Annotated in this window: 12 protein-coding genes; 3 read left to right on the top strand and 9 right to left on the bottom strand. The window is 44.4% G+C overall.

Annotation, left to right across the window (positions count from 1 at the left end; all coding sequences use genetic code 11):
* Positions 1–87 precede the first annotated feature (87 nt).
* From NEE14_RS10485 to dxs, 6 genes are all read right to left on the bottom strand, one after another.
* Positions 88–2,406, bottom strand: a complete 2,319-nt coding sequence (locus tag NEE14_RS10485; RefSeq protein WP_251967901.1) for a TonB-dependent receptor — start codon at positions 2,404–2,406, stop codon at positions 88–90.
* A gap of 344 nt (positions 2,407–2,750) precedes the next feature.
* The gene (sprA, locus tag NEE14_RS10480) at positions 2,751–10,166 is read right to left on the bottom strand and encodes a cell surface protein SprA (RefSeq protein ID WP_251967902.1); all 7,416 of its coding nucleotides are present in this window, start codon (positions 10,164–10,166) and stop codon (positions 2,751–2,753) included.
* A complete protein-coding gene (ruvA, locus tag NEE14_RS10475) occupies positions 10,166–10,762 on the bottom strand; it encodes a Holliday junction branch migration protein RuvA (RefSeq protein ID WP_251967903.1) in 597 nt (198 codons plus the stop codon). The genes sprA and ruvA overlap by 1 nt, the downstream gene beginning before the upstream one ends.
* Positions 10,763–11,047: 285 nt before the next feature.
* Positions 11,048–12,502 carry a TrkH family potassium uptake protein gene (locus NEE14_RS10470; RefSeq protein ID WP_251967904.1) on the bottom strand — a complete coding sequence of 485 codons (1,455 nt, stop codon included), beginning with the start codon at positions 12,500–12,502 and terminating at the stop codon, positions 11,048–11,050.
* Between the two features lie 18 nt (positions 12,503–12,520).
* Positions 12,521–13,858, bottom strand: coding sequence for a Trk system potassium transporter TrkA (trkA, locus tag NEE14_RS10465; RefSeq protein ID WP_251967905.1), 1,338 nt, complete (start codon positions 13,856–13,858; stop codon positions 12,521–12,523).
* A 36-nt stretch (positions 13,859–13,894) separates the two neighbouring features.
* Positions 13,895–15,805 (bottom strand): 1-deoxy-D-xylulose-5-phosphate synthase, encoded by a 1,911-nt coding sequence (dxs, locus tag NEE14_RS10460; RefSeq protein WP_251967906.1) that lies wholly within the window; start codon positions 15,803–15,805, stop codon positions 13,895–13,897.
* 627 nt (positions 15,806–16,432) lie between these two features.
* On the opposite strand from dxs, the gene NEE14_RS10455 reads away from it, so the two are divergent.
* The 3 genes from NEE14_RS10455 to NEE14_RS10445 are packed head-to-tail and all read left to right on the top strand — an operon-like array spanning position 16,433 to position 18,213.
* Positions 16,433–17,161 (top strand): hypothetical protein, encoded by a 729-nt coding sequence (locus NEE14_RS10455; RefSeq protein WP_251967907.1) that lies wholly within the window; start codon positions 16,433–16,435, stop codon positions 17,159–17,161.
* Between the two features lie 13 nt (positions 17,162–17,174).
* Positions 17,175–17,534 (top strand): hypothetical protein, encoded by a 360-nt coding sequence (locus NEE14_RS10450; RefSeq protein WP_243323796.1) that lies wholly within the window; start codon positions 17,175–17,177, stop codon positions 17,532–17,534.
* A 1-nt stretch (position 17,535) separates the two neighbouring features.
* Entirely contained in the window at positions 17,536–18,213 is a 678-nt protein-coding gene (locus NEE14_RS10445) for a hypothetical protein (RefSeq protein ID WP_251967908.1), read from the top strand.
* Between the two features lie 96 nt (positions 18,214–18,309).
* Here the strand turns inward: NEE14_RS10445 and NEE14_RS10440 are convergent, their stop codons facing one another.
* From NEE14_RS10440 to NEE14_RS10430, 3 genes are all read right to left on the bottom strand, one after another.
* A complete protein-coding gene (locus tag NEE14_RS10440; RefSeq protein WP_251967909.1) occupies positions 18,310–19,245 on the bottom strand; it encodes a FecR family protein in 936 nt (311 codons plus the stop codon).
* A complete protein-coding gene (locus NEE14_RS10435) occupies positions 19,242–19,766 on the bottom strand; it encodes a sigma-70 family RNA polymerase sigma factor (RefSeq protein WP_251967910.1) in 525 nt (174 codons plus the stop codon). Before NEE14_RS10435 ends, NEE14_RS10440 begins: the two co-directional genes overlap by 4 nt.
* Positions 19,767–19,878: 112 nt before the next feature.
* Positions 19,879–22,464: an outer membrane beta-barrel protein gene (locus NEE14_RS10430; protein ID WP_251967911.1), complete on the bottom strand. Its 2,586-nt coding sequence runs from the start codon at positions 22,462–22,464 to the stop codon at positions 19,879–19,881.
* Positions 22,465–22,694 lie beyond the last annotated feature (230 nt).

The following is a 22,694-nucleotide window of genomic DNA, read 5'->3' as shown; positions in this document are numbered from 1 at the left end:
CAGCTTACAGAAAACATAAGTGAGTGTTTTGGCTGCCCCGACACCGGTTGGGGCAGCCTTTTTTATGGGAATCATTTGTATCTTCTGTTATTTCCCGGTCTGCATGATACCTGAATCTGAATCCTGATTACTTACTTTCTTACTGCCTGACTTGTAGTGGCGGCCGAAAGAGAAGTTATAACTCAGTGTGATAAATGCCATGTGTGAACTTTCTTGCAGGTGATTGGACTTACGGCTCGATGCATATTGGTTCCAGTTTTCACTGATGGTCTTGTAATCGTTGGTAAACGGGTTGAATACACCGGCTCCGATACGCAGGTCTTTCCATTTGTAGTTCAACATTAGGATTTGTGCATTTTCATCTCCTGAGACTGTTTCTCCTACAAGACGGTTCTGGTTGGTCATAATCTGATATATGAAGGTGAAATTCTTCCAGTTGGCTGATATGCTGGCGTCCATCCACCAGTTTGAATACCGGTGCTTGTAAGTATTGCCATTACTGATGTAATGATTCAATCCGCCACTGACAGAGAATTGAAGAATATTGGCTACCGGACCGACACGCAGCTGTACCATTGGTGTAAGGCTTTGCCAGTTCTTCTGATTGTCCCATGTCTGGATGATCTTGTTCCCTTCTACATACTTTTCGTCCATGATAGCGTTGGGCTTATAATTATAACTCATGCTGAAGTAGGTGTGGAAGATTCCTTTCGACCATTCACCGTCCAGACTTGTCCGATAATATAAATAAGATTCCAGATTTGGGTTACCACGTTGGATTTGCAGGGAATCAATCACCTGGTCGATAGCACTCAAGTTTCCTAACGAAGGCATTTCATTACTGATGGACGAACGCAGGCGTAGATATGCCCGATCGTTGAAGGTATATTTCAGTGTTAGTCGCGGATTGAAGGTATAATATTGGTATAAATCTACACTTCCTTCCTGACGATAGAACGAACGTGTTCCGCCAATACCCAGCATATAATCTAACTTCTTCGCCTTTCCCCGGAATTCTCCATACAGATAGGTCGAACCTTGTTGCATTTCCGTCCGGTATGTATGTCCGTTGATATAATCGTTGTTGGAAAAGGAATGCGTATGACGCAGACCAGCTCCCCAGCGGTTTCCATTGGCCAGTTTCTTTTCGTAGATTCCTTCGCCGATGATGGAATATTTCTTTCCATAGACCTTGTTCCGGATATTGGTCAGCATATTGTTTTCCCGGCTTTCCTGATAAAGGCGATCGGAAAATTCTTTGTTATAGGTTCCTACCACATCGAAGATCAAGACCTGGTCTTTCTTCAGGTTGCGTTGATAATAGATGTCGAGCGAAGGACGGTGGTAATGACTGCTGGTCTCGTCGAGCATATCTACATAGTCCGTTTCATTCGTCCGATTGATCAATTGTCCTTTGAAACGCTGGACAGGTACATTGTTCCCGGAATAATTGAGGGATACGTTGAATTGGTATTTATTATTGTCCTGCAGGTTGTAAGCTACGTTCAGCCATTGCTGCATCAGCTTCCAGTGTGAAGGAACTCCTTTTTCATATCGATGCAGTTCCGTTCCGTTTCCCAGATTGAAGTCTTCCTGATTATCCCGATAAGCGCCGTAGAAGTCGCGTGGTCCGCCCCAGTAATTGGCCGAGAATTCCGACTTCTTATGGTTGATCTTCATGCTGGCCTGGTAATTTCCCCAAGCGACATGCGGTGACTGCATGATGTCAATACCGAAGTTCCCGCCTGTTTCCGGTCGGCGGACGATGTAATCTATTACAATTTCGGCATTCCCGTAACGCAATCCGGGATTGTCATGATATTCCACCCGGACGATTTCATCCGGACGCAAGGCTCGGATTTCCTGGTTGGTTACTTTCACACCGTTGATTCGCAACTGTACTTCACCGTCACCCGGAATCTGAATGGTATTGTTTACCGGATCAACCTGAAGACGCGGGAGCATTAGTTGTTGCAGCAAATCAACGCCGTTGGCCGAGGCCTTTTGCTGGCGTTCGGATGGATAGACAATTTTCCGGTCTATTTCGCTTCGTTGTGCCGAAGCAGTTACCGTGACGTTGTCGAGAGCAAAGGCTTCTTCTGCTAGATAAATCTCACCTAAGTTACGGGACTGGTTCAAGTCGGTCAGCCAGATTTCCTGTGTCTGATAACCGACACTTGAGATGACTAGCCGGTACGTTCCGGCACTGATGTTCATTAATTCGAAATGCCCTTTAGCATCCGAAGAAGCGCCGGTGACCATACTTGAATCGCGTGTCTGTAAAACGATATTGGCAAATTCAATGGCCTGTTTATCTTCGTTCTTGATGATTCCTTTCAGTTGTATGGATTGTCCTAAACAACCCAAGCTCATACACAGTAATAATGCTGTAAAGAATGTTCTCATGATTTCCGTTTTTAATCTTATTTGTCCATAAGACGACGGTAATCGGGTTTGCGTTACAGAAATAATCTCTTTTTTTGTCTGCATATCATTTGCCTCCTTTTGGTGGAAGTCCGATATGCTTCTAAAATGGTTTTAATGAGTATTGATTTACAGCGTATTAGGAGAGCTGAAAATAGCCGGCGTATTTTGATGAATAGCCGGCGTCTTTTACTCAAAAGCCGGCGTATATTAGAGAAAAGGTAGGCAGGTTTTTGTGAAAAGGTAAAGGACTTGAAAAACAAAACCAACGAATATTGAAAATGAAACTCACGAGAATCATTTTGGATATTCGTTGGTTTTCTTTTTTATTGTGCCAGCGAGAACCGGAGACTGATTCCGTAATTGGAATTGGAAGTCGGATAGGACTCGCTTGATACTAACGGCTTGTTGATTTGTAAGTCGTAGAAGGCTCGCAGCGTCAAGGCTCGGCTCAACCCGTAATCGGCAGAGAACTGAATGGTCTTGGCAATGTTACCACTGGTTGCCTGCGTGAACTGTTCTTCAATCTTACGAATCAGCGACTGCGTCTTCCGGTATGAGAAGTCGAGACTTACGGTCAAGTCGTTGCTGAAGTTCTGGGTTTTCTTCATCTTCAAGACTTTGTTGAACTCAACAAACTTATATCCTAAACCGATGACAAACTCGTTGGAGTTGGATTCTACCAGCTGATATGACGAGATGTTCAGGTTTAAGTTCCGAGTTGTACGATATTCTACTTTACCGGTGATATTATTCAGCGCCGTGGCATCTACACCCAACAGCGGACTGAAGCCGTCGGTGATGCTGACTGCCGAGATATCATAAGGCGAAGAAGGAGTCGGATTCCCTGTCAATACACTACGAACATAACCCAATCCGTCTTGTCCGGCATCTACCCAGTTGAGGAAGGATGAGAATGAACCTACACTATACGATGCCTTGTACTGATGACTCAAGGTGATATCCTTGAAATACCGCTGTAAAAGCGGAATCTTGGTAAGGCCGTTATAAGTAATTCTCCAGTTCGGAAGCAGACTGCGGATCGACGGGAAAGCCGAGAGTTCTACCTTCGACGGGTCTTTTCCGGTATAAGCTGCCAAGAAGGCCGGAATCAAAACATCTGCCGAATTAAGACTGACGTTACCATTGTCCGGATTATACGGACGGTTTGCCAAAGCCGTTCCTTCAATGAATCCGGAATTCGGATAGGAAGTCCGTGCGTAGGCATTTTCCATTCGGGAAGCGATGATCTCCCGATAAGCCAAGAAATTATCGAATCTCTTGGACGCATAATTATTATCTGCGCTTCCGCCGCCTCCTAACGAGCCGCCCAATGCAATGGTTGTCATTGTGAAGTTACCACTATATGTTTCGGGCATGCCCGCATACATGAACTGAACCTCTGTATTTCGGGTGTCAACCCGGTTGGCATTCAAGTCGATCTTCAACCCAGGAATCGGTTCCAAAGTTGCATTGATATTCAAATTACGGGCATTGCTGATCATTGCCGGTGTGATGTTCGTCGAATCATTGGTGATCAGCCAGCCACGGTCGTTGGCATAGTCGATATAACTGCGATTTACACCTCCGAAAGCAAAGCCCAGTCCAGGAGCCATGCCGATGCTGGAGCGCGACTGTCCGAACATGTCGCCTACTTCCGGCAAGAAGCCCGGCAGCATCATACCGTCGCTGGTTGTATATTGAATGTTGATACGTCTTAACATCATGGCGAAGCGGGTCGCATATTCAATAGATTTGTTCCACATTTCCTCACTACCCGAAGGACCTGGCTTGATAGTCAGTTTCAGATGTGCCGTATCTTTGTTGAGAATCATCACCTGTGCATAATTAATCGGCTTGAATTTGATGGCATATACTTTACCGTCGGCTCCACGCGCCGTAATACGCAGTTTCTTGGTAAACATACCGTGCTGTACGATGGTTCCACTATCCGGATTCAGGACGATGTCTTTCTCCAGCTTTACCTCTTTCTTCACTTTCTTCTTCTGGTTGTTATTGCGTGAAGACGTATTGAACTTCTGGTTGATCTTCTTCAGATACTTGTTCTTGTTATACAGGCTCTGCAAGTTCAGGTTCATTTGTCCGTTAATCTGACGCTGATTCTTGACTACATTACCAATCGGATCGTCTCCTTCAATTTCAGCGCTTCGTTCCCAGTTGTAGGTAGCGTCATAAGTAACCGAACTGTTCACCCAGTCGAGTACCGGAATATATTGCAGTGGAAGATTCCAGGTTACTGTAAACTGCTGGTCGTATTTCAGCGGCGTACCCAGATCTTTGATACTTTGCATCACCGAGTCTTTCCACACTTTATATCCGTCCGGATTCAATTGCTTGTTGACTTGTACATACGGTTCCTCGATACGGGCATTCGTTCCTGACGTGAAATTAACCGACAGGTTATTGGTAAAGTCCCAGCGTAAGCTGAAAGCCCGGTCCCAATAAAACTCCTGACTGAATGAAACCGGAATATTATTCTTTCCTCCGGTATATTGCTGGCTGGTCAGATCGCGCAGCTGTAATTCGTAATAATTACGCATCAATGTTGTCTGGAAACTGATGTTCGAAGGCAGATAATTCAACGAGAACTGTTTGAGATATTTGGTATATCCGTTGTTCTGCTTCAGTTTCTGGAAAGGACGGAATGGTTTCGCATACGGTGTATAGGTATAAGCAAAGCTACCATTCCAGTCTTTAGTCCGTTCATATTCCGTTTCCGGATTCTGTTTACTATTCTCGCTATAAGAATAGCTGAGCGAGAAGTTAGCCGGATCATACGGCATCGGATTCTTGCTCTGCACATCTACGTGGACATTATTAAATGACACGCTCTTGATAGTCGTCCGGTCAATCGAATAATTCTTGATAGAATCTTTTTCAGCCTGTGTCTCTACGTTATCCAAAGCATCCTTCATCTTGATATCCTGATTTAACGGATCATACTTCGGAGTCGTTGTCTCCTTAGAATAAGCATAATAGAAAGGAATGCTTACCTTGGCTTTTTCGGGGAAGAATTTACCTAACTCCAACGAAGTAGAAACACTGTATTGAGAGTAGTCGTCCAATCGTCTTTCATTGACCGATTGATCCAACGCTCCGAAACCTGCCGTTTCGACGCGTCCGGCAAAGTTGACTGTACCCAGATCTGATAAGGCAACATTCAAAGAAGCATTAGCAGCCCAGCCGCCTTCTTCGTTGAAGTCGGTCAGACGTAATTCGTTTACCCAGATTTCAGCATTCTTGGCCTCACGCGAATTATTCCGGACACCGATCATGATCACTTTCACTTCAGCCAGACTTGGGTTACCCACGATGCTGATTTTATTACGGGTATTGTTCGGATCATATTCCGAATAAACCGTCTGATAAGTTACTCCGCTCTGGCCTTGTCGTTTGGCCCGGTTCCGGTTCAGCTTTAAGTTGGTCAGTGTCTCTAATTGAATGTCCAATAAGTTCTGAGACGGCCATACGGTTTCCGAACCATCGCTATACGTACCTGCAGGAGTCAGTTTCAGAGGAACTTCATATTCGTAGTAATTGTTCTTATAGTCTGAACCCAAACGCAAGAAGACGGATAGTTCACCATCGGCTAATGCTGTTGCATCATTGATGAATGCTTCGGCGTGGCTGAATAATTGCATCCGTTTGTATTGACGCAAATCGTAACTGGTACTCTTATAAACGGCCAATGCATCCTGAGAAGCTAAGTTAGTAACCTTTAATGACAAAGACTGCTCATTCTCTTGTCGGATCTGCGGTTGACTTGGGTCGCGCATACGAGATACGCCCGGCGGCAATACATAGTTGACCGGAGTTCTCTTGCTGTTCTCTTCAATGTTTACCGTAGAGACCTCTAAGGTTCCATCGGCTACAGGTACATTTGAATTAGAAAGATCACCTTCGTACGTACGCCATTCACCTCGAACCAGTTCAAAAGTACCAAAACGGAGAATGGTTGATTCCTTGAAGTTGGTCATATACATACGCATAAAGCGGATTGTCTTGAAGTCTTCGATGGAGCCGACCTTACGTTGGTATTGCTTAATAGGCACTTTAAACTGATACCAGTTAATATTTTCGGTTGTTCCGTTTGCTAAAGGAACTGATACCGGTTGGATATTGACGATATAATTCGATCCAACCTGCATATCTTTCGGACGAAGCGAGATCTTGTATTCAAAATACTTCTCGTTTGTATTTAATGTATTGTCCTGATTCAGGTCTTCTACATCAGGCGTTGTCCGGGAAGCCGTGTTGTATGCTTCCGTTGATTCTTCCGAGTTTCCTTCCGTACCATTATATCGTTTGTATCGGCTCAGGATGTCCAGTTGCTGTGCATCATAGTCTGAACCACGGAAATAATGGAACTTATCTCCAGATGGGTTATTCAGGACAGACAGCGGATCGCTTGTCATTTTCTCCAGTGTTTCAGCAGAAAGCCGGGGTGTCAGTTCCGACAAGAATTGCTGATAAGTCGGGAAGTTCAATTCTTCTTCAGATGACAGACCGTTTAATCCGACATCCTGCAAGCTTCTGGCGCCAGACGTATTATCGAAAGCATACACAGTACTTTGCTGTTTCGGAACTTTACCCCAGACGGTGGTGTCAACCTGACTCATATCTCCGTCTACCGGAAGACCGTTCTCGAAGAACTTCTTTTCATCTTTCAGGATATCTTCGGAAATATCTCCCAAGTTGAAATACAAATCACCTCCTTGCGCTGTATTGGCATTATAGATGAAAGGATCCATTAACCAGAATTCGATGTATTCGATATTCGCTGTCTCGAAATCAACCTGATCGATCTTTCTCATAATACCGCCCCAGCGTTTTTCGGGGTTTGTCAATGTACCGTCCGAATTAACACCTTGTGCATCTAGGTTATACGGACCGCGTTCATTGGGATAATAAGCGACGTTCAATACAGACAACTGATTGTCTTCATTGATACTGATATCCCGGTTCGGGAACAATTCGGTTGTCTGGACAGCTCGTACATAGTGATTCGACAAGTCATCTTTCGTAATATGACTCGGCAATGAACGGGAGTTTTTACGGGTAAAGATTCCATCTACATAATACCAGGCCATCAACGCACGATTCTTTCCGTATTCCACATCGTTGATTCTGCTGGCTTCCGGGAAGAGAGCCGTGGCCGCATCATCATACGGCGTACTTGCTAAGTTCCAGGGATAAGGATTCAGCAAATCGATTGTACTCTGGGTTGATTCGAAATCATCCAGATAAGAATACTGGCCTGTATAATCATTCTCGTAATGACCGGCAATTAACTGGGCAAATTCAGCATTAAAGGCAATCTGACTGGGCTTCGTTAAAGTGAGCAACGGCAACTTGTCCAGCATATTTGTCAGCCATTGACTTTCTCCTTTATACGAAGCATTTAATCCCCATAACGTATTCTTCACCGATTCGTCTCCCATAACCGTTTTAGTCGTCAGCGGCATTTCTGACATATGCATCAGGGTGGCTCCTAAACTGAAATCAGGAGTAAACTGATAGTTCAGGTCAACACCCATCATTGTCTTTCGTTGCATATTGTAAGTCGATTGGTTTTCAAGACTTACACTGACAGGAGTACCACTTGATATAATATTTTCATTCAGAATGGTAACGATACCTGAAGCATAATCGACTGTATAATCTACATTTTCCGTCAGCACAGCTCCTCCGGCTGTTACTTTTACCGAACCTCTTGCCACATTGGTTGCTTCGAGTTGTATTTCTGCTCCTGATGAGGCCTTGTATTCACCTTGCAGGATAAACTTGTTCTTTTCAGCAATCTGGCGGGCAGCAGTCAGGGTAGAATCATACAATTCCTGGAAGACATACTTATCAGCTATGGCATCATTCCCGATTTTCTTGCGGAGATGTGAGCCGAAAGGTTCCACCACCGGGAAGACGATCTTACCTTTATCCGCCATGATGGTATAACCGTCTACAAAGTCGAAGAAACCATCCGAGTGAGCTTCTTCTTGTGAATTCAAACGGTCCAAGTTCATGACTTTCAACAGAATCTGATCTTTGATAGCTCCTTCCGATATATAATTGACGGCAGTACCTACAGTATCGTTCTGATATAAGATGTTTAACTGGAATTTCTCTTTCTGGACCGAATAGGCATTCAGAGAATAGACGTTTTTCATCATCAAGTCCCAGAAAGGCATTTTCGGTGACATGTTGGAGCCTTTCAATAACTTCAGGTACAGACAGGTGGTTGTATTGTTGGTATTATCACTCGAAAATTCTCCCACCTGATATACTTTTCCGCCGCTGGTATATTCGTAGGCAATGGCCAAAATATCGTCCGGCTGTAGCTGGGTGTTTAAAGAAATGTATCCAAGCTGTTTGTTAATGGTATATTCAGACTCATTCAATAAGCGGGCACTTTCTATTTTCTCGTAATCACGTCCGCCTTCCAGCACACCATTGAAAGTCTGGGTTACTTTACTGATCTCACGGGCATCCGGATAGCTGTTAACAATCGTCTGATATAAAGTATTTGACTCGTTACTCGGTAATTCAGAACTTCCTTGCGGAGAAAACTGAGGATTACTGATGTGTCTGTTTTCTCCTAAATCGGAAAAGGCGACAATGTTGCGGGCCTGATCATAATTCCCCTGTTTATTGGTTACCCAGACTTCCACACGGTTGATAGTAACGGCTGAATTGACACGGGGCAATTTCTCCAGTGCCTGGTCATACCGGTCGCGGAAATATTGGGCAATGAAGAAGTGACGGTTCTCATCGTAGTTGTCGATCGTAATTTCAAATGGTTTCGTCTGTACGCCACCTTTGGAATTGACCGTTTTGGATTCGGATTCCTGTTGGGCGAGTAAAGCGTTAACACGTAACTTCCCGAATTGCAGATCTGCCTTCATACCGAACAACGCTGCTCCACCATTGATCAGCGAATTACTGGTTGTCATACTGACATTTCCGGCTTCGATCGACTTGATAATCTCATCTTCTTCTCCCGTATAAGCCAGTTTTAACTGCTTAGAGTCGAAGTCGAAAGAGGTTTCAGTATTGTAGTTCATACCGAAATTTACCTTACTTCCGACAGATGCCTGAACATTCAGCTGCACATCTTCGTCGAAATTGAATGATGTTTGTTTACGCGAACGGATCGGGAGTGACGGGTTGTCCGTCTTGTTGGTTTTCAGTCCGATAGACAACTGGGCAGAACCTTGTGTCTTTACTCGTACGCCTCCTTTACCGAAGATACGTTCAGCCGGTCCTAAGTCGAACTGCATATCGGTGATATTGAACTTCTTGTTGACTTCCTTCTCGAACTCTTCCGCATTCTTTTCACGGAAATAGGATTGCAAAGACTGCTGCATGCTATAGTCCTGATACTCTTCGGGGGTTAATGTCATTGGAGTACCCAATTCCATATCTCCTAACTTGGTGCGGACAATATAAGTACCGGTCTTGATATCATATTCAATGGTTGTCTTGATGTTTTCCGGGTCTTTCAGGTCGGCTGGCGACTTTTTCAGCAGATCCTGGTATTCTTCCGTTGTTGTTTTGGATACGGGGAACCGGGGAGGAATCGTATCCGGAACCTGGGGCGCAGGAGCTTCCAACTCAAATTCCGGCAAGAATCGGGATGATGCCAGGAAATCTGCGTTCAAGGCCCATAAGCTACTTATCAAGATAAACGAACAGACCAGTATGATATATTTGCTATTTCGTTTCATTAAAGCATTTTAAGTGCCGACTTGATTACCTGTTCGACAGGAGAAGCCGGATCATTTTTGAGGATTGACGTAACCACTTTCTGGGAAGCCGCTTTCTGGAATCCCAACATGACAAGGGCTGCTACTGCTTCTTCGGCTACTTCTGTTTGAGGAACAGCTCTTGTATTTGAGGTTGCTGCCGGGGCTAATGCCTCCATCGATTTCACTTTGTTTTTCAGATCAACCAAAATACGTTGGGCTGTTTTTAGTCCGATACCTTTGACGGAAGTAAGGGCTGTTTCATCCTTTGATGCGATGACCTGAATCAGTTCGGTCGGCTGAAAAGAAGATAATATCATACGTGCTGTATTCGGACCGACACCCGAGACGGACGTAAGCAACAGGAACAATTCCCGTTCAAGAACTGTCGCGAATCCATACAACAGGTGAACATCTTCGCGAATCACCTCATAGACAAAGATTTTTCCCTCCTTTTTCCCCTGATAGGCCGTAAAGGTGGTTAATGAAATGTTTATTTCGTAGCCTATGCCGTAGCATTCCATTACCATACGTGCTGGCGCTAAATCGGCAATTTCGCCTTTTATATAGTCAATCATTCTTTATTCCAGTTGTTTAGTCTTTCGCCCGAGTTCTCTTTATCCGTTAGGTTTTCCTTGCATTCATTTAAAGCAGGATGCCGACGAGCGATGGTTATATTTATGATTCTATCGTATAGTATATAACGGCAGAATCATTCAAAACGTATATCTTATACCAAAAAAATCAGTCGTTTTTCTGTCTTTTCCAAAATAAACGAGAATCGATTTGGAAATTCACGTATTTTGCTATCGGTTCTCGTTTATCTTGTATGTCAGATTCGTTGTTGCCAGGGACAAGGATTGTTATTGCTTCCAGAATCCAGGTAACAGGATGGTCAGTACCGTGAATATTTCCAGACGTCCGGTCATCATCACAAACGACAAAACCCACTTGCTTAAATCTGAATAACTGGAAAAGTTCCCGACAGGACCGTAAATACCAAGACCTGGTCCGGTATTGCTGACTGCCGAAGTAGCTGTTCCTACCGCTTCTTCAAATCCGGCTCCATCGAGCATCAGAAAGAATGCCGTGGCAAAGATTAAGGAAATATAGATGAAAGCAAATGCCAGTACCCGATTGACAATGTCGGTAGAAATAACATGTCCGTTTACACGTACGGGAAGTACTGCGTGCGGATGAGTTTGTTTCTTGAAGGCATTTACTACATTTTTCGCCAGAATCACAACTCGTCCCATCTTGAATCCTCCACAAGTTGATCCGGCACAACCGCAGACAACCATCAGCATCAGCGCAACCATCCAGAAGAACGGTCCCCAAGGGATAAAGTCGACAGTTGCATAACCACAGGTCGAAATCAAGGTTGTCACCTGGAAGAAAGATTCACGGAATGCTTCTTCCGGATCCGTAATAATACCTTTGAAATAAACCCACGCCATGACGATGAGCGTAGAAATAACTACGATGGAATAGAACCAGCGGGTTTCTTCATCCTTCAGTAATTTCCTGAATTTACCATTCATGAAAAAGTAGATCAAAGTCATGTTGGTTGATCCAATACACATGAAGATGGCAATAATATATTCAACATAGGCCGAATTCCAATAAGCAATGCTGGCATTCTTGGTGGAATATCCTCCGGTGGCCATACAGGTCATGGCATGATTAATCGCATCATATAAGTTCATCGGTCCGATCCAGAGAAGGCCGGTCAGCAAGAAGGTAAAGAATAAATAAATACCCCATAAGCGTTTGGCAACCTGGGTAATTCGGGGACGAAACCGTTCGTGAGTAATACCGGGAGTTTCCGCATCGAACATCTGACTGGCTCCACCGCCGAAGATAGGCATCAGGGCTACGGTAAAGACAATCATACCCATGCCTCCTTGCCATTGTGTCAGGCTGCGCCAGAAAAGTACGCCTTTGGGTAAGGCTTCAATATCGGTGAGGATTGTAGAACCCGTGGTTGTAAAACCAGACATGGTTTCGAAATAGGCATCTGCAATGCTGTCGACATAACCTCCTAAATAGAAAGGCAACATCCCGAAAAGGGAAAGCAGTGTCCAGGTGAGTGTTACAATGAGCATTCCTTCCCGGCGTCCGGCCGAATGTTCGTTGGCCCGTATTCCAAACAGGTAGAAAAGTACACCGAATCCGAACAGAATGCCACTTGAAAGGGCTAATGGTTCTACATCATCTCCTTGATAAATAAACGCGACGGCAAGAGCCATCAGCATGAATAAAGTCTCGAGGATAAACATCAACCCGAGCATCTTGAATATGAAACGTACATTCAACATAAGCGATGTCTTTTACGATCAGTTGAAGTAATCTTCCAGTTTGCGCATAGCTGTATCCAGACAGAAGACAACCACATGGTCGTAGGCTTGAATCTGGGTATCACCATCAATCATCATTGGTTTACCGTTTCGGATCAGTCCTCCTAACGTCATGTCACGAGGCAAACGTAAGTCGCGTACCGCTTTTTTCGTGATCTTGGAATCCGGCCGGGCAACCAGTTCGGCTACGTCGGCATTGGCAAAGGTCAGACATTTTACATTTGAAACGTCGGCATCCAGCAGAAATTGGTAAATATGACTGGCTGCGATCAGTTTCTTGTTGATGACCGAGCCAATATCCATGCTTTCTGCCAGAGGAATATAGTCGATATTCTCAATCTTGGCTACAGTCCGGTAAACACCGAACCGTTTGGCTGCCAGGCAGGCTAATATGTTCGTGCTTGAGTTTTCTGTCAGAGCGATGAAGGCTTGTGCGTCCTGAATGCCTTCGTGCATCAACAGATCCATATCGCGGCCGTCACCATTAATGATTAATACGTTGCCCGGCACCGCCTCAGCGATACGGTAACTCTTTTCCTTGTTCGTCTCAATTACTTTTACCCGGATATTATTCGGCAAGTACTGACAGGCACGTAAGGCGATACGGCTGCCACCCATGATGATCACCTTCTTGACTTCCGGATTCTTTTTCCCGGCCAGCAGGCGTACATCTTCTATATAGTTTCTGGTTGTTGTAAAGAAAAGGAGATCGCCCGATTCGATATGATCATTACCACGAGGAATGATAGTTTCATTCTTTCGCTTGATGGCTACGATGTGATAGAACTTCTGTTCCATCAGCAATTCCGAAAGCATTTTATTGACTATTTGAGCATTGTCACGGACTTTCACGCCAATTAGAATCAGGGCTCCGCCGAAAAGTTCCCAATATTGACGGGCCCACGGGCGCTTGACTGCCGTGACGATTTCGCGGGCAGCCAACATTTCCGGGTAGATCATCGAAGTAATTCCCAGCTTCTCAAAGAGCTCTTTGTTTTTGGGCTGTAAATACTCATAGTTGTTGATGCGGGCAAATGTCTTATGAGCTCCCAGGCTATGTGCCAGGATACAGGCGGCAATGTTGGTCGTTTCTTCCGGTGTGACACTCACAAACAAATCGGTCTTTCGGATACCTGCTTCCTCCAGATCTTTCAGGGAAGTAGGATTACCTACAACGGGAAGAATTTCCATTGTCGAACTCATCGTGCTGAGGCGTTCCTCTTTAGGATCCATCAGCACAATATCATGATTTTCCTGAGATAACATTTTCGCCAGGTGAGTTCCTACCTCACCGGCTCCTGCTATAACGATTTTCATACTTCATTTTGTTCTTAGTGTTCAAGGGTTGTTTTCTCATTGGTCGGATACGGTGCACATTTGCCGGATGACACCGGCAATGCTGTCTGCGTCCATGCCACATAGTTTATACAGTTCCGGTATGGAACCATGTTCAATAAAGCGATCCGGAACACCGATCCGTTTCACTTGGGGAGTATAGCCGTGATCTGCCATAAATTCCAGAACGGCACTGCCTAAACCTCCGGTGATGACTCCGTTCTCAATGGTAACCACGCGGCTGAACTTTTTCCCTACTTCATGCAGCAACTCTTCGTCGAGTGGCTTTAAATAAATCATATCATAATGAGCTACCGAAATACCTTCCTGTTCAACTTGGTTGATCGCCTTGATGGCTTCATTACCGATCGGGCCTATCGTCAGGACGGCAATGTCATGGCCATCGCGTAATTTCCTGCCTTTCCCGATGGGAAGGATTTGCATTTCATTCCGCCAGTCGCTTTTCTCTCCTTTACCACGTGGATAGCGGATTACAAACGGTCCGTCAGGAATCATATAGCCAGTATACATCAGGTTTCGTAAATCCCATTCATTCAGGGGTGACGAAATAACCAGATTTGGAATCGGACGCAAATAGGCCAGATCGAACACACCATGATGTGTTGCTCCGTCTTCTCCCACCAGTCCGGCACGGTCCAGGCAAAGAATCAGATGTAACTTCTGAAGAGCCACATCGTGAATGACCATGTCGTAAGCCCGCTGCATGAAAGAGGAATAGACGTTACAGAAAGGAATCATCCCTTCTTTTGCCAGTCCGGCGGAGAAAGTCACGGCATGTCCTTCGGCAATACCGACATCAAAGGCCCGGTCTGGAAATTCCTTCATCATATATGTCATGGAACAACCCGTTGGCATGGCCGGTGTGATGCCTACAATACGTTTGTCCTTTTCAGCCAGTTCTACCAGCGTGTGCCCGAAGACATCCTGATAGAGCTGAGGCTCATTCAGCTTGTGTACAATGATACGCTCTCCTGTTTCCTTGTTGAAACGGCCCGGAGCGTGCCATTCGGTAGCTGACTCCTCAGCCGGCTTGAAACCTTTTCCCTTCTTCGTCTTGATATGAAGGAGTTTCGGTCCCTGCATATCCTTGATGTCGTTCAGCAGTTTGACCAGATAACCTACGTCGTGTCCATCCACCGGACCGAAGTAGCGGATGCTGAAACCTTCGAACAGATTGTGCTGCTGGGTTAGCAGGGCTTTCAGACTATTATTGAAACGGAGAATATTATCCCGCCGGTCGTCGTCGATCAGTTTGATCTTCTTTAGGCCCCGATAAACATCATAACGCATCTTGTTGTATGCTTGGCTGGTGGTAATATCCACCAGATATTGGCTCAGTCCACCCACACTGTGGTCGATGGCCATATTATTATCGTTGAGGATAATCAAGAGGTTGTTGGGATTGACCGACGCATTATTCAATCCTTCGAAAGCAAGGCCGCCCGTCATGGCTCCATCGCCAATCACGGCAATCACATGCCGGTCTTCGTGTTTCAGGGCAGAAGCCACCGCCATACCCATGGCCGCCGAGATGGAATTGGATGCATGTCCGGCAATGAACGCGTCATATTCGCTTTCTGCCGGATTAGGAAATCCACTGATCCCACCGAATTTACGTAATGTATGAAATGCTTCCCGCCTTCCGGTCAGGATTTTATGTCCGTAAGCCTGATGACCTACGTCCCAGACAATCCGATCATACGGCGCATTAAATACGTAGTGCAAGGCGACAGTCAGTTCTACGGTTCCCAGGCTGGCTCCCAGATGTCCCGGGTTCTCCGACAAAACATCGATGATATATTGACGCAATTCAGCACAGACTTCCGGCAGCTGTTCTTCGGAAAGCTGGTGCAAATCGGCCGGATAATTGATCCGGTTCAAAAGATGTTCCCCCATATTGTCAGCCATATGTTTTTTATTTTTTGACAAAAATAGAGAATAAAGCGCAGATATCACAATATAGGAAAGATATTTCAACCGGAATTTACAGGTTTCTGCCTCCGGATATTTATCTTTTGCCAGCAGAGCAGGTCGTTTGGGCAGAGATTGAGAGGAACAGAATCAAGCTTTGCAGGCAGCAGATCAGGGTTTCTCTACCTGCAAAGTTTGCTGATGGAAGGTGATGCGTACCTTATCAGGTATTATAACTTGATAAATAAAAAGATGGAGTAAAACTAAGAAATCTGAATACGAAAAGATAATTGGCAGCGATATTTCGGTAAAATCAGTTAAAAAGATTACCTTTGTCACGTATTGAATGAATTAACGTAGAAGCGTTTCGATATTATCCCACTTTGGAATCTGGACAATTCTAATCAACAGGGATGATAGACAAGATAGTTTCTACGTCTGTGTTTGCATAGGTCTATCCTTAAAGGGTGGATTATATACTTACATTAGGCGTGGAGCTATTGTCTTATTATCTGTTGATAGGCTGTCCAGAGCCTCAAAGTGGTAATAAGCGATGGTCTCCGCGCTTTTCTTTTTTGTTTTAGAATCCGAACGATGGAGACACGGGCGGAATAATATTTGCATATGAGATCTTTATTTCTGTTTCTGTTTCTTGTGTATAGTACTTTTTCTAAGGCACAAGTTAATCGCTATGATACTCCGGCGCAGACCATTTATGGTAATATGTATGTTTCTCCAAATTATGATGCTCTATTGCAGTTGGGAGCTTTGGCTAAACAAAAGAAAATAAAAATACGAGAATTAATTCAAAAATCACTAAGTACATATAATTCTTATCCTCGTTATCCTAATAAAATAAAAGAGGGTTGGCATCAGGCTATATGGTTGTGTCAAAAAGAGGATTTATTAGTTGAGGTTAAGGCTTATGTAAATAACAATAATGAAATCGCAGCAGTAGATTTTGGAACTCAGTCTATTTCTGATATAGAGATAAAAATAGTGAATGGGAGGGCACAGACGGGAGATTATTATTTTTATTTTTTCGAGGATATATGGCAGTATAATAAAGATTATGAAACAAAACAAGCTCAGGAAGTTGAAAGACAAAGGGCTAATATAAACACTAATTTAAGTGCTATAGGTTTTGCTAAAATAAAATCAGATTATTTTAAAATGTTAGATATTTTAGTCTTGAGGTCAATGCCAAATCCTAATTCTTTTATCCTGTATAGACTCCAGAAATCAGATTTGACTGAACGAATCCAAGTTATTGAAGATGGGGAATTTTACGTGAAGGTAAATTTAAAAGGACATATCGGATACATATCTCGTACATTTTTAACAACAATCTAAATATAAAGTTCCTATGAAAATGAAACATTTTGCTTGTTTATTCTTACTGTTAAATTTTTTAGTTAGTGGAATTTTTGTGGCTAATGCCCAATCTGTAAATTCTTCTGTTCGGTATCAGAAAGGATATGTAAAGAAAGATGGAACCTATGTCCAAGGACATTATAAGACTAATTCCAATAAGACAAATCACGATAATTTCTCTACTAAACCGAATCGAAATCCATATACGAAGGAGAAAGGACTGAGAGCAAAGGATTATTCACGAGAGGCCTATAAATATGGAAAAGGAAAAACTATTCAAACAGGTCCGAAAGGAGGACAATATTATATAAATAATAAGGGGAGGAAAGTTTATGTGCCAAAAAGAAAGTAGTATGACGATAAAAGGACGACTATCTATATTATTAGTTTGTTTATTATCATGTTTGAACTTGTATTCGCAAAGTTCGGAGGATAGAGCTTATGGAGCTTATCAACAACTAGAAGATTTGACATATGATGCCATAGCTTCATTTTGTCAACATCCGAATGTTCATAAGAATACCTTGGTTGCATTTGAAACTTTAGAAAAAATAAGAAAACCTGTTAGTGACATATGTTCCATGTTTGCTCCTGATGACGCTATGGATTTATATACAAAGTATGAAAATCTTAATTTTCAAATAGATTGTTTTAGAGAATTATTAAAAGTAATCTGTGGTTATAATTCAGCAGGACTAAAAGATGATCAAATGTTTTTTGTGGTTGATTGTTTAAAAGGTATGGGCTGGACAGAGAAGGTGTTGGGCGTAGAGTGTGATAATGCCTATTTTGTAGAATATCAATATCAAGGGTTTAAAATGTTGTTCATAAAAAACACATTGCCGGCTAAGCAATATGATTATACTCCTGGACCCAGTAATTTGATAGAAGTTGATTTTACCTATGATCATTTAGGGTTAGGAGGTTCCTATAATGTTGGAGCTGGTAAATATAGAATGATTCAATATAAAGATGATGTAAAATCTGATTATTATAAAGTGATCAAGGCAACTTCTCGATTGGTGAATTGAAAATGTCTAAGTATTCAAATACCGCCTATAAATGAGAGTTTCATCACTATCGAAATTCCCATTTAGAGGTCTAAATTTGACTTTGCAGGCAGCAGATTAGGGTTTCTCTACCTGCAAAGTTTGATGATGGAAAGTGATGCGGGCTACACCCAGATCGTTCAGTGCGGTGACGACTTCGTTAAGAGAAGCCGTGCGAGGAAAACGGAAATGGATGCGACGCTCCAAGAAAGACTCTGATTGCGCTGTGATACTGACGTTGTACCACGTGCCGATATGTTTCATCACTTCTCCCAGTGGCATATTATCGTAATCGAAGAGGCCTTCGGTCCAACTGCCGGCTTGTTTCAGGTTTACGCTGGTGATATTCAAGTGGCGGTTGTCTTGCAATACTGCCTGTTGCCCCGGATGAATGTCGAGTTGTTCCTGCTGATGGCCGATTCGTACATGGCCTTCGTACAAGATGACCCGAGCACGACTGCCAGGATAGGCGTTCACATCGAAGACGGTTCCCAGTACTTCGGTACGCATTTCACCTGATATTACCCAGAAAGGATGATTGGCATCGTGTGCAACTTCAAAGCGAGCTTCGCCGGACAAGCGGACTTCGCGTGGAGCATCCAAGGCAAACGAACGAGGATATGCCAGACGAGAGTTGGCTCCCAAGACAATCCGTGTTCCGTCGGAAAGCCGGACTTCGGCTGTTTGTTCCGGTGGTGTGGAAAGAACGATGGAATCACCCGCTTCGACGGTTGTCGTTTCGGAAGGTACATCCAAGGCCGCATAGAGTTCGATGGGGCGCTCGTTCGTCCGTTCCCCAACGAAAGGAAGGCCTAAGACGAGGAGACAGACCACGGCTGCCGCCACGCTGGCCCATATATATCGGTTGTTCTGACGTTGCCGGTGTTGTTGCCGGAATTGCTGCCATACCTTTTCGGTTTCTTCGGCCGAAGGTTGCTCGCCTGCCGCCTCACCCAATACCTGAAGCAGACGCAGGTCTTCATCGCTATACATGTTCTTTTCTTCGTCGTTCATCGTTCATCTCCTTTCTTCCCCAAGGCTTCACGTAAGGCACGCAAGGCTTTGGAGATATGTTTCTTGACTGTATCCGGACTGATGCCCAGCCTTTCGGCGGCTGCCCGGTAAGTATTTTGCTCGAAATAGCAGAGGCGTACAATCGTCCGCGTGGGTTCACCTAAAGCTTCTACAACTGCTTCGGCTTGACGAAGCAGACGTTCGTGTTCCCAATACCGGGCTTGCAGATCGAATACCGTTGCTTCGCGGATGGCTTCCACATGATTGGTTACTACTTGCCTGTGCTTGAGCCGGTTAAGAGCCAGATGCCGGACCGTAGTAAAAAGCCATGAGGCACGTTGTGCTTCAGCCAATGTGTCCCACCGTTGCCAGGCTTGTTCCATGGCTTCGCCCACCACATCCCTTGCTTCTTCCGGATCGCCCAAAAGCTGCGTGGCATGCCGTACCAAAGGCGGGTATTGCTGACGGAACAAACCCTCGAAAGCGGTTGTCTTATCGTCGGTCTTCTTTTTCCAAATCATTCACATTCGTTTTCTGTCCGGCGGCAAAGGTAGCGTTTTTTAGTTGACGAGTTGACAAGGTAACGAGTTAACAAGGTTTTCTCAAGTAACCAAGTCCTTGTCAACTTGTAACCTATAATCGGCTCTTCTCGCTTTGTCCGGCTCCTGAACCTTTGTACTTGCTCTTAGTCGCATTGAATTTATAGCTGACACGTACTCCGATGCGTTGGCTGTCCATGTAACCGTCGGCATACGTGTTTGTTCGGTCTCCATAGATATGTTCGAAACGAGTACGTTTGGCCGTGCGGAACAGGTCATATCCTGCTAATGATATTTGTAAACTTTGGTCCGGCAGGAATGTTTTGGAGATGCGGAGATCCACTCTTCCTTGCCGGTTGAAGATGGCGTAACTCTGCCTAGCTTGTGTATTGATACTTCCAGTCAGGTTGATATACCAGCCTTGAGGCAGCAAGAAGTTATTGTCGAGTCGGAAACTAAACTGAGGCTCGTTCCAATACTGCTCGATTCCTAACGAACGTGCATCCGAGTGAAACCAGAAAACATCAGCACTGATGTTGGGTTGCCAACAACCGATTTTAGGACTGGCGTAGATTCCTCCACCATATGCATAGGTATGTGGAATACTTGCTTTTGTATGAAGAGAAACGCCCGGATGGGTTTCATCATGGTAAGGCTTGAGGTATGAGGTGTACATATCCAACGTATGATCATAAAATAGGGAGATATTGATCCATTTCCAGCCGCCATCTAAGGAAAGGTTCCGATGTATTTGCGGAACCAGATGCGGATTACCGTTGCTGTATTGATACTTGTTGATATAAGAAATGGCACTTGATAGCATAGTATAATCCGGATTGATTTTGTTTAGCTTGAAGCCTAAACCGGCATTCCAGTCGCCTTTTCGATAGGAAACAGAAATCACCGGCAAGACATGATGATAGTCCGGACTTTGTGAGGGCTGAAAGATACCTGCTTCGTAATAATGCGTCTTTTGGTATTCATACCGTAATCCGGCTTGCAGACTGAATGTTCCTAATTCCAAGGAATAATCAGCAAAGGCAGAAGCAATGGTTTGCTGGATATGGTCGTCGGCATCGGCCGAGAAGCCGTCTTGCTCAAAACGGTCGCGGCGGTCGGTCCAGGTTTCTTCTGTTCCAAAGGAGAGATTTCCTTTCCATACGGATGTGGTGGCGATCAGCTTGGCGGCAACCAGACGATTCTTGATCCGGTTGGTCGAAGTGGCATCTGTTTCACCATTGTTGAGGACAATCTGTTCGTTTCGGTTTCTCCCTTGGTAGAAATCGGCATTGAAGTCGATATCCCATTTCCCGAAAGTCCCGGTATAATAAGCATTGACCGCATGTTCCAATCCTTTCTTTCCGGTATTACGGGCATCCGATTCCAGTTGGTCAACCAATACGCCGTCCCGATACATATCGGTGGAACTGATAGAGGTGTTCTGATATTCGCCGATGTTCTGTTCCGGTGCATATCGTACTCCTAGAGACTGATTCTCGTTCAGTTCGTAATTCAATCCGATTTCCCCGTTGAAGTAGTTATTGCGTCCGGTCGTTTTTTGATCCGAATGGCTTTCCCAAAGAGAAGATGTCTGCATTTGGGTGATAGTTTGGTTGGTACTATACGAATTAGATTCCTGAAAATAAGTCTTGGCAAAGATGTCCAGTCCGCCGGTTCGGTAATTCAAAGTGATGCCTTCGTTTCCTTTTCCTGCATGGCCTTGGTTATAATCCGCATAAAAGCTACCGCTGAGTCCTTGTCCGCGCTGACGGATGGTGCGGATTCGGATAACCGCCTTGACATCTGACGCATACCGGGCGCCGGGAGTGGTAATGATTTCTGCCGAAAGGATTTCATTGGCTTGTAAACGTGAAAGCTCAGAGGTGTCACGCACCTTTCGTCCGTTGATATAAATCTCAGGCGTACCTCGTCCGATGACCGAATAATTCCCGTCTGATCCCGTCACGAAAGGCAGATGTGCGATCATATCTGCTGCTGAACCCATCAATGAAAGCGGTGTGCCGGTGATATGTGTCAGATAAGCTCCGTTCTTCCTTTCTACCAGTGGGCGGGTTGCCGTTACGGTGACTTCTTTCAGTTGGTTCTCTTGCGGCTGCATCTGCAGATAATTCTCTGCCAAGCAAGTAACCGTTTGGGACTGATAACCTACATACGTTACCCGCAATAAATAATGATCGGCGTACGGATCGGGTAGGAGAAATGTTCCGTCGTCTTCCGTAACGCAACCGTTTACAAAGGTAGAATCTCCGGCATGTAAGACCAGTACATTGGCATACGGAATAGGTTGCCCTTGTTCGTTGACAACCTTTCCCTGGATATATTCTACTTTCTTGTTTTTATCCATCCGTTGTACAACGAAATAATCCTGCCGTTCCAGGCAGATAAACGGCTTGTCTTTCAATACGAACCGGATAGCTTCCGCCAATGGCTGCTTTTGGATACGGACCGTTACCCGGTAAGCTTCTACTTCATCATTGACGAACAAGATATTCTTTCCTCCTTCACGTTCCAGCTGGCGTAAGGCTGTTGACAATGGAACTTCGTTCAGTTCCAGGTCAATCAGTCGTTTTTCCTGTGCCTGCAGGAACGGAATCCAGGATAAAAAGAGTGCGATGCAAAGGATACTCCGTACCCAGCTGTGTATTTCAAGTTGTTTCATTCTTTTTCGTGTTTGTTGTTCTACATAAGTTAGGTCGTGCATGCTTGACTTTTTATCTATATGACAACCGAAACAGGCAATCGGGTACGGTTCTATGAAATTATTTTTTATTTGCTGTCCGATATTTTGGGGGAGAAATATAAAAAATCCGTTAGAAAGTAGCTTTAGCACAGTTGTCGAAAAGCTTTTTCATATCTGTCAAAAAGCTTTACCACATATATGATAAAGCT

The sequence above is a fragment of the Parabacteroides sp. AD58 genome (assembly GCF_023744375.2).
GTDB lineage: Bacteria > Bacteroidota > Bacteroidia > Bacteroidales > Tannerellaceae > Parabacteroides > Parabacteroides absconsus.
This window is presented reverse-complemented; position numbering and strand designations above follow the sequence as displayed.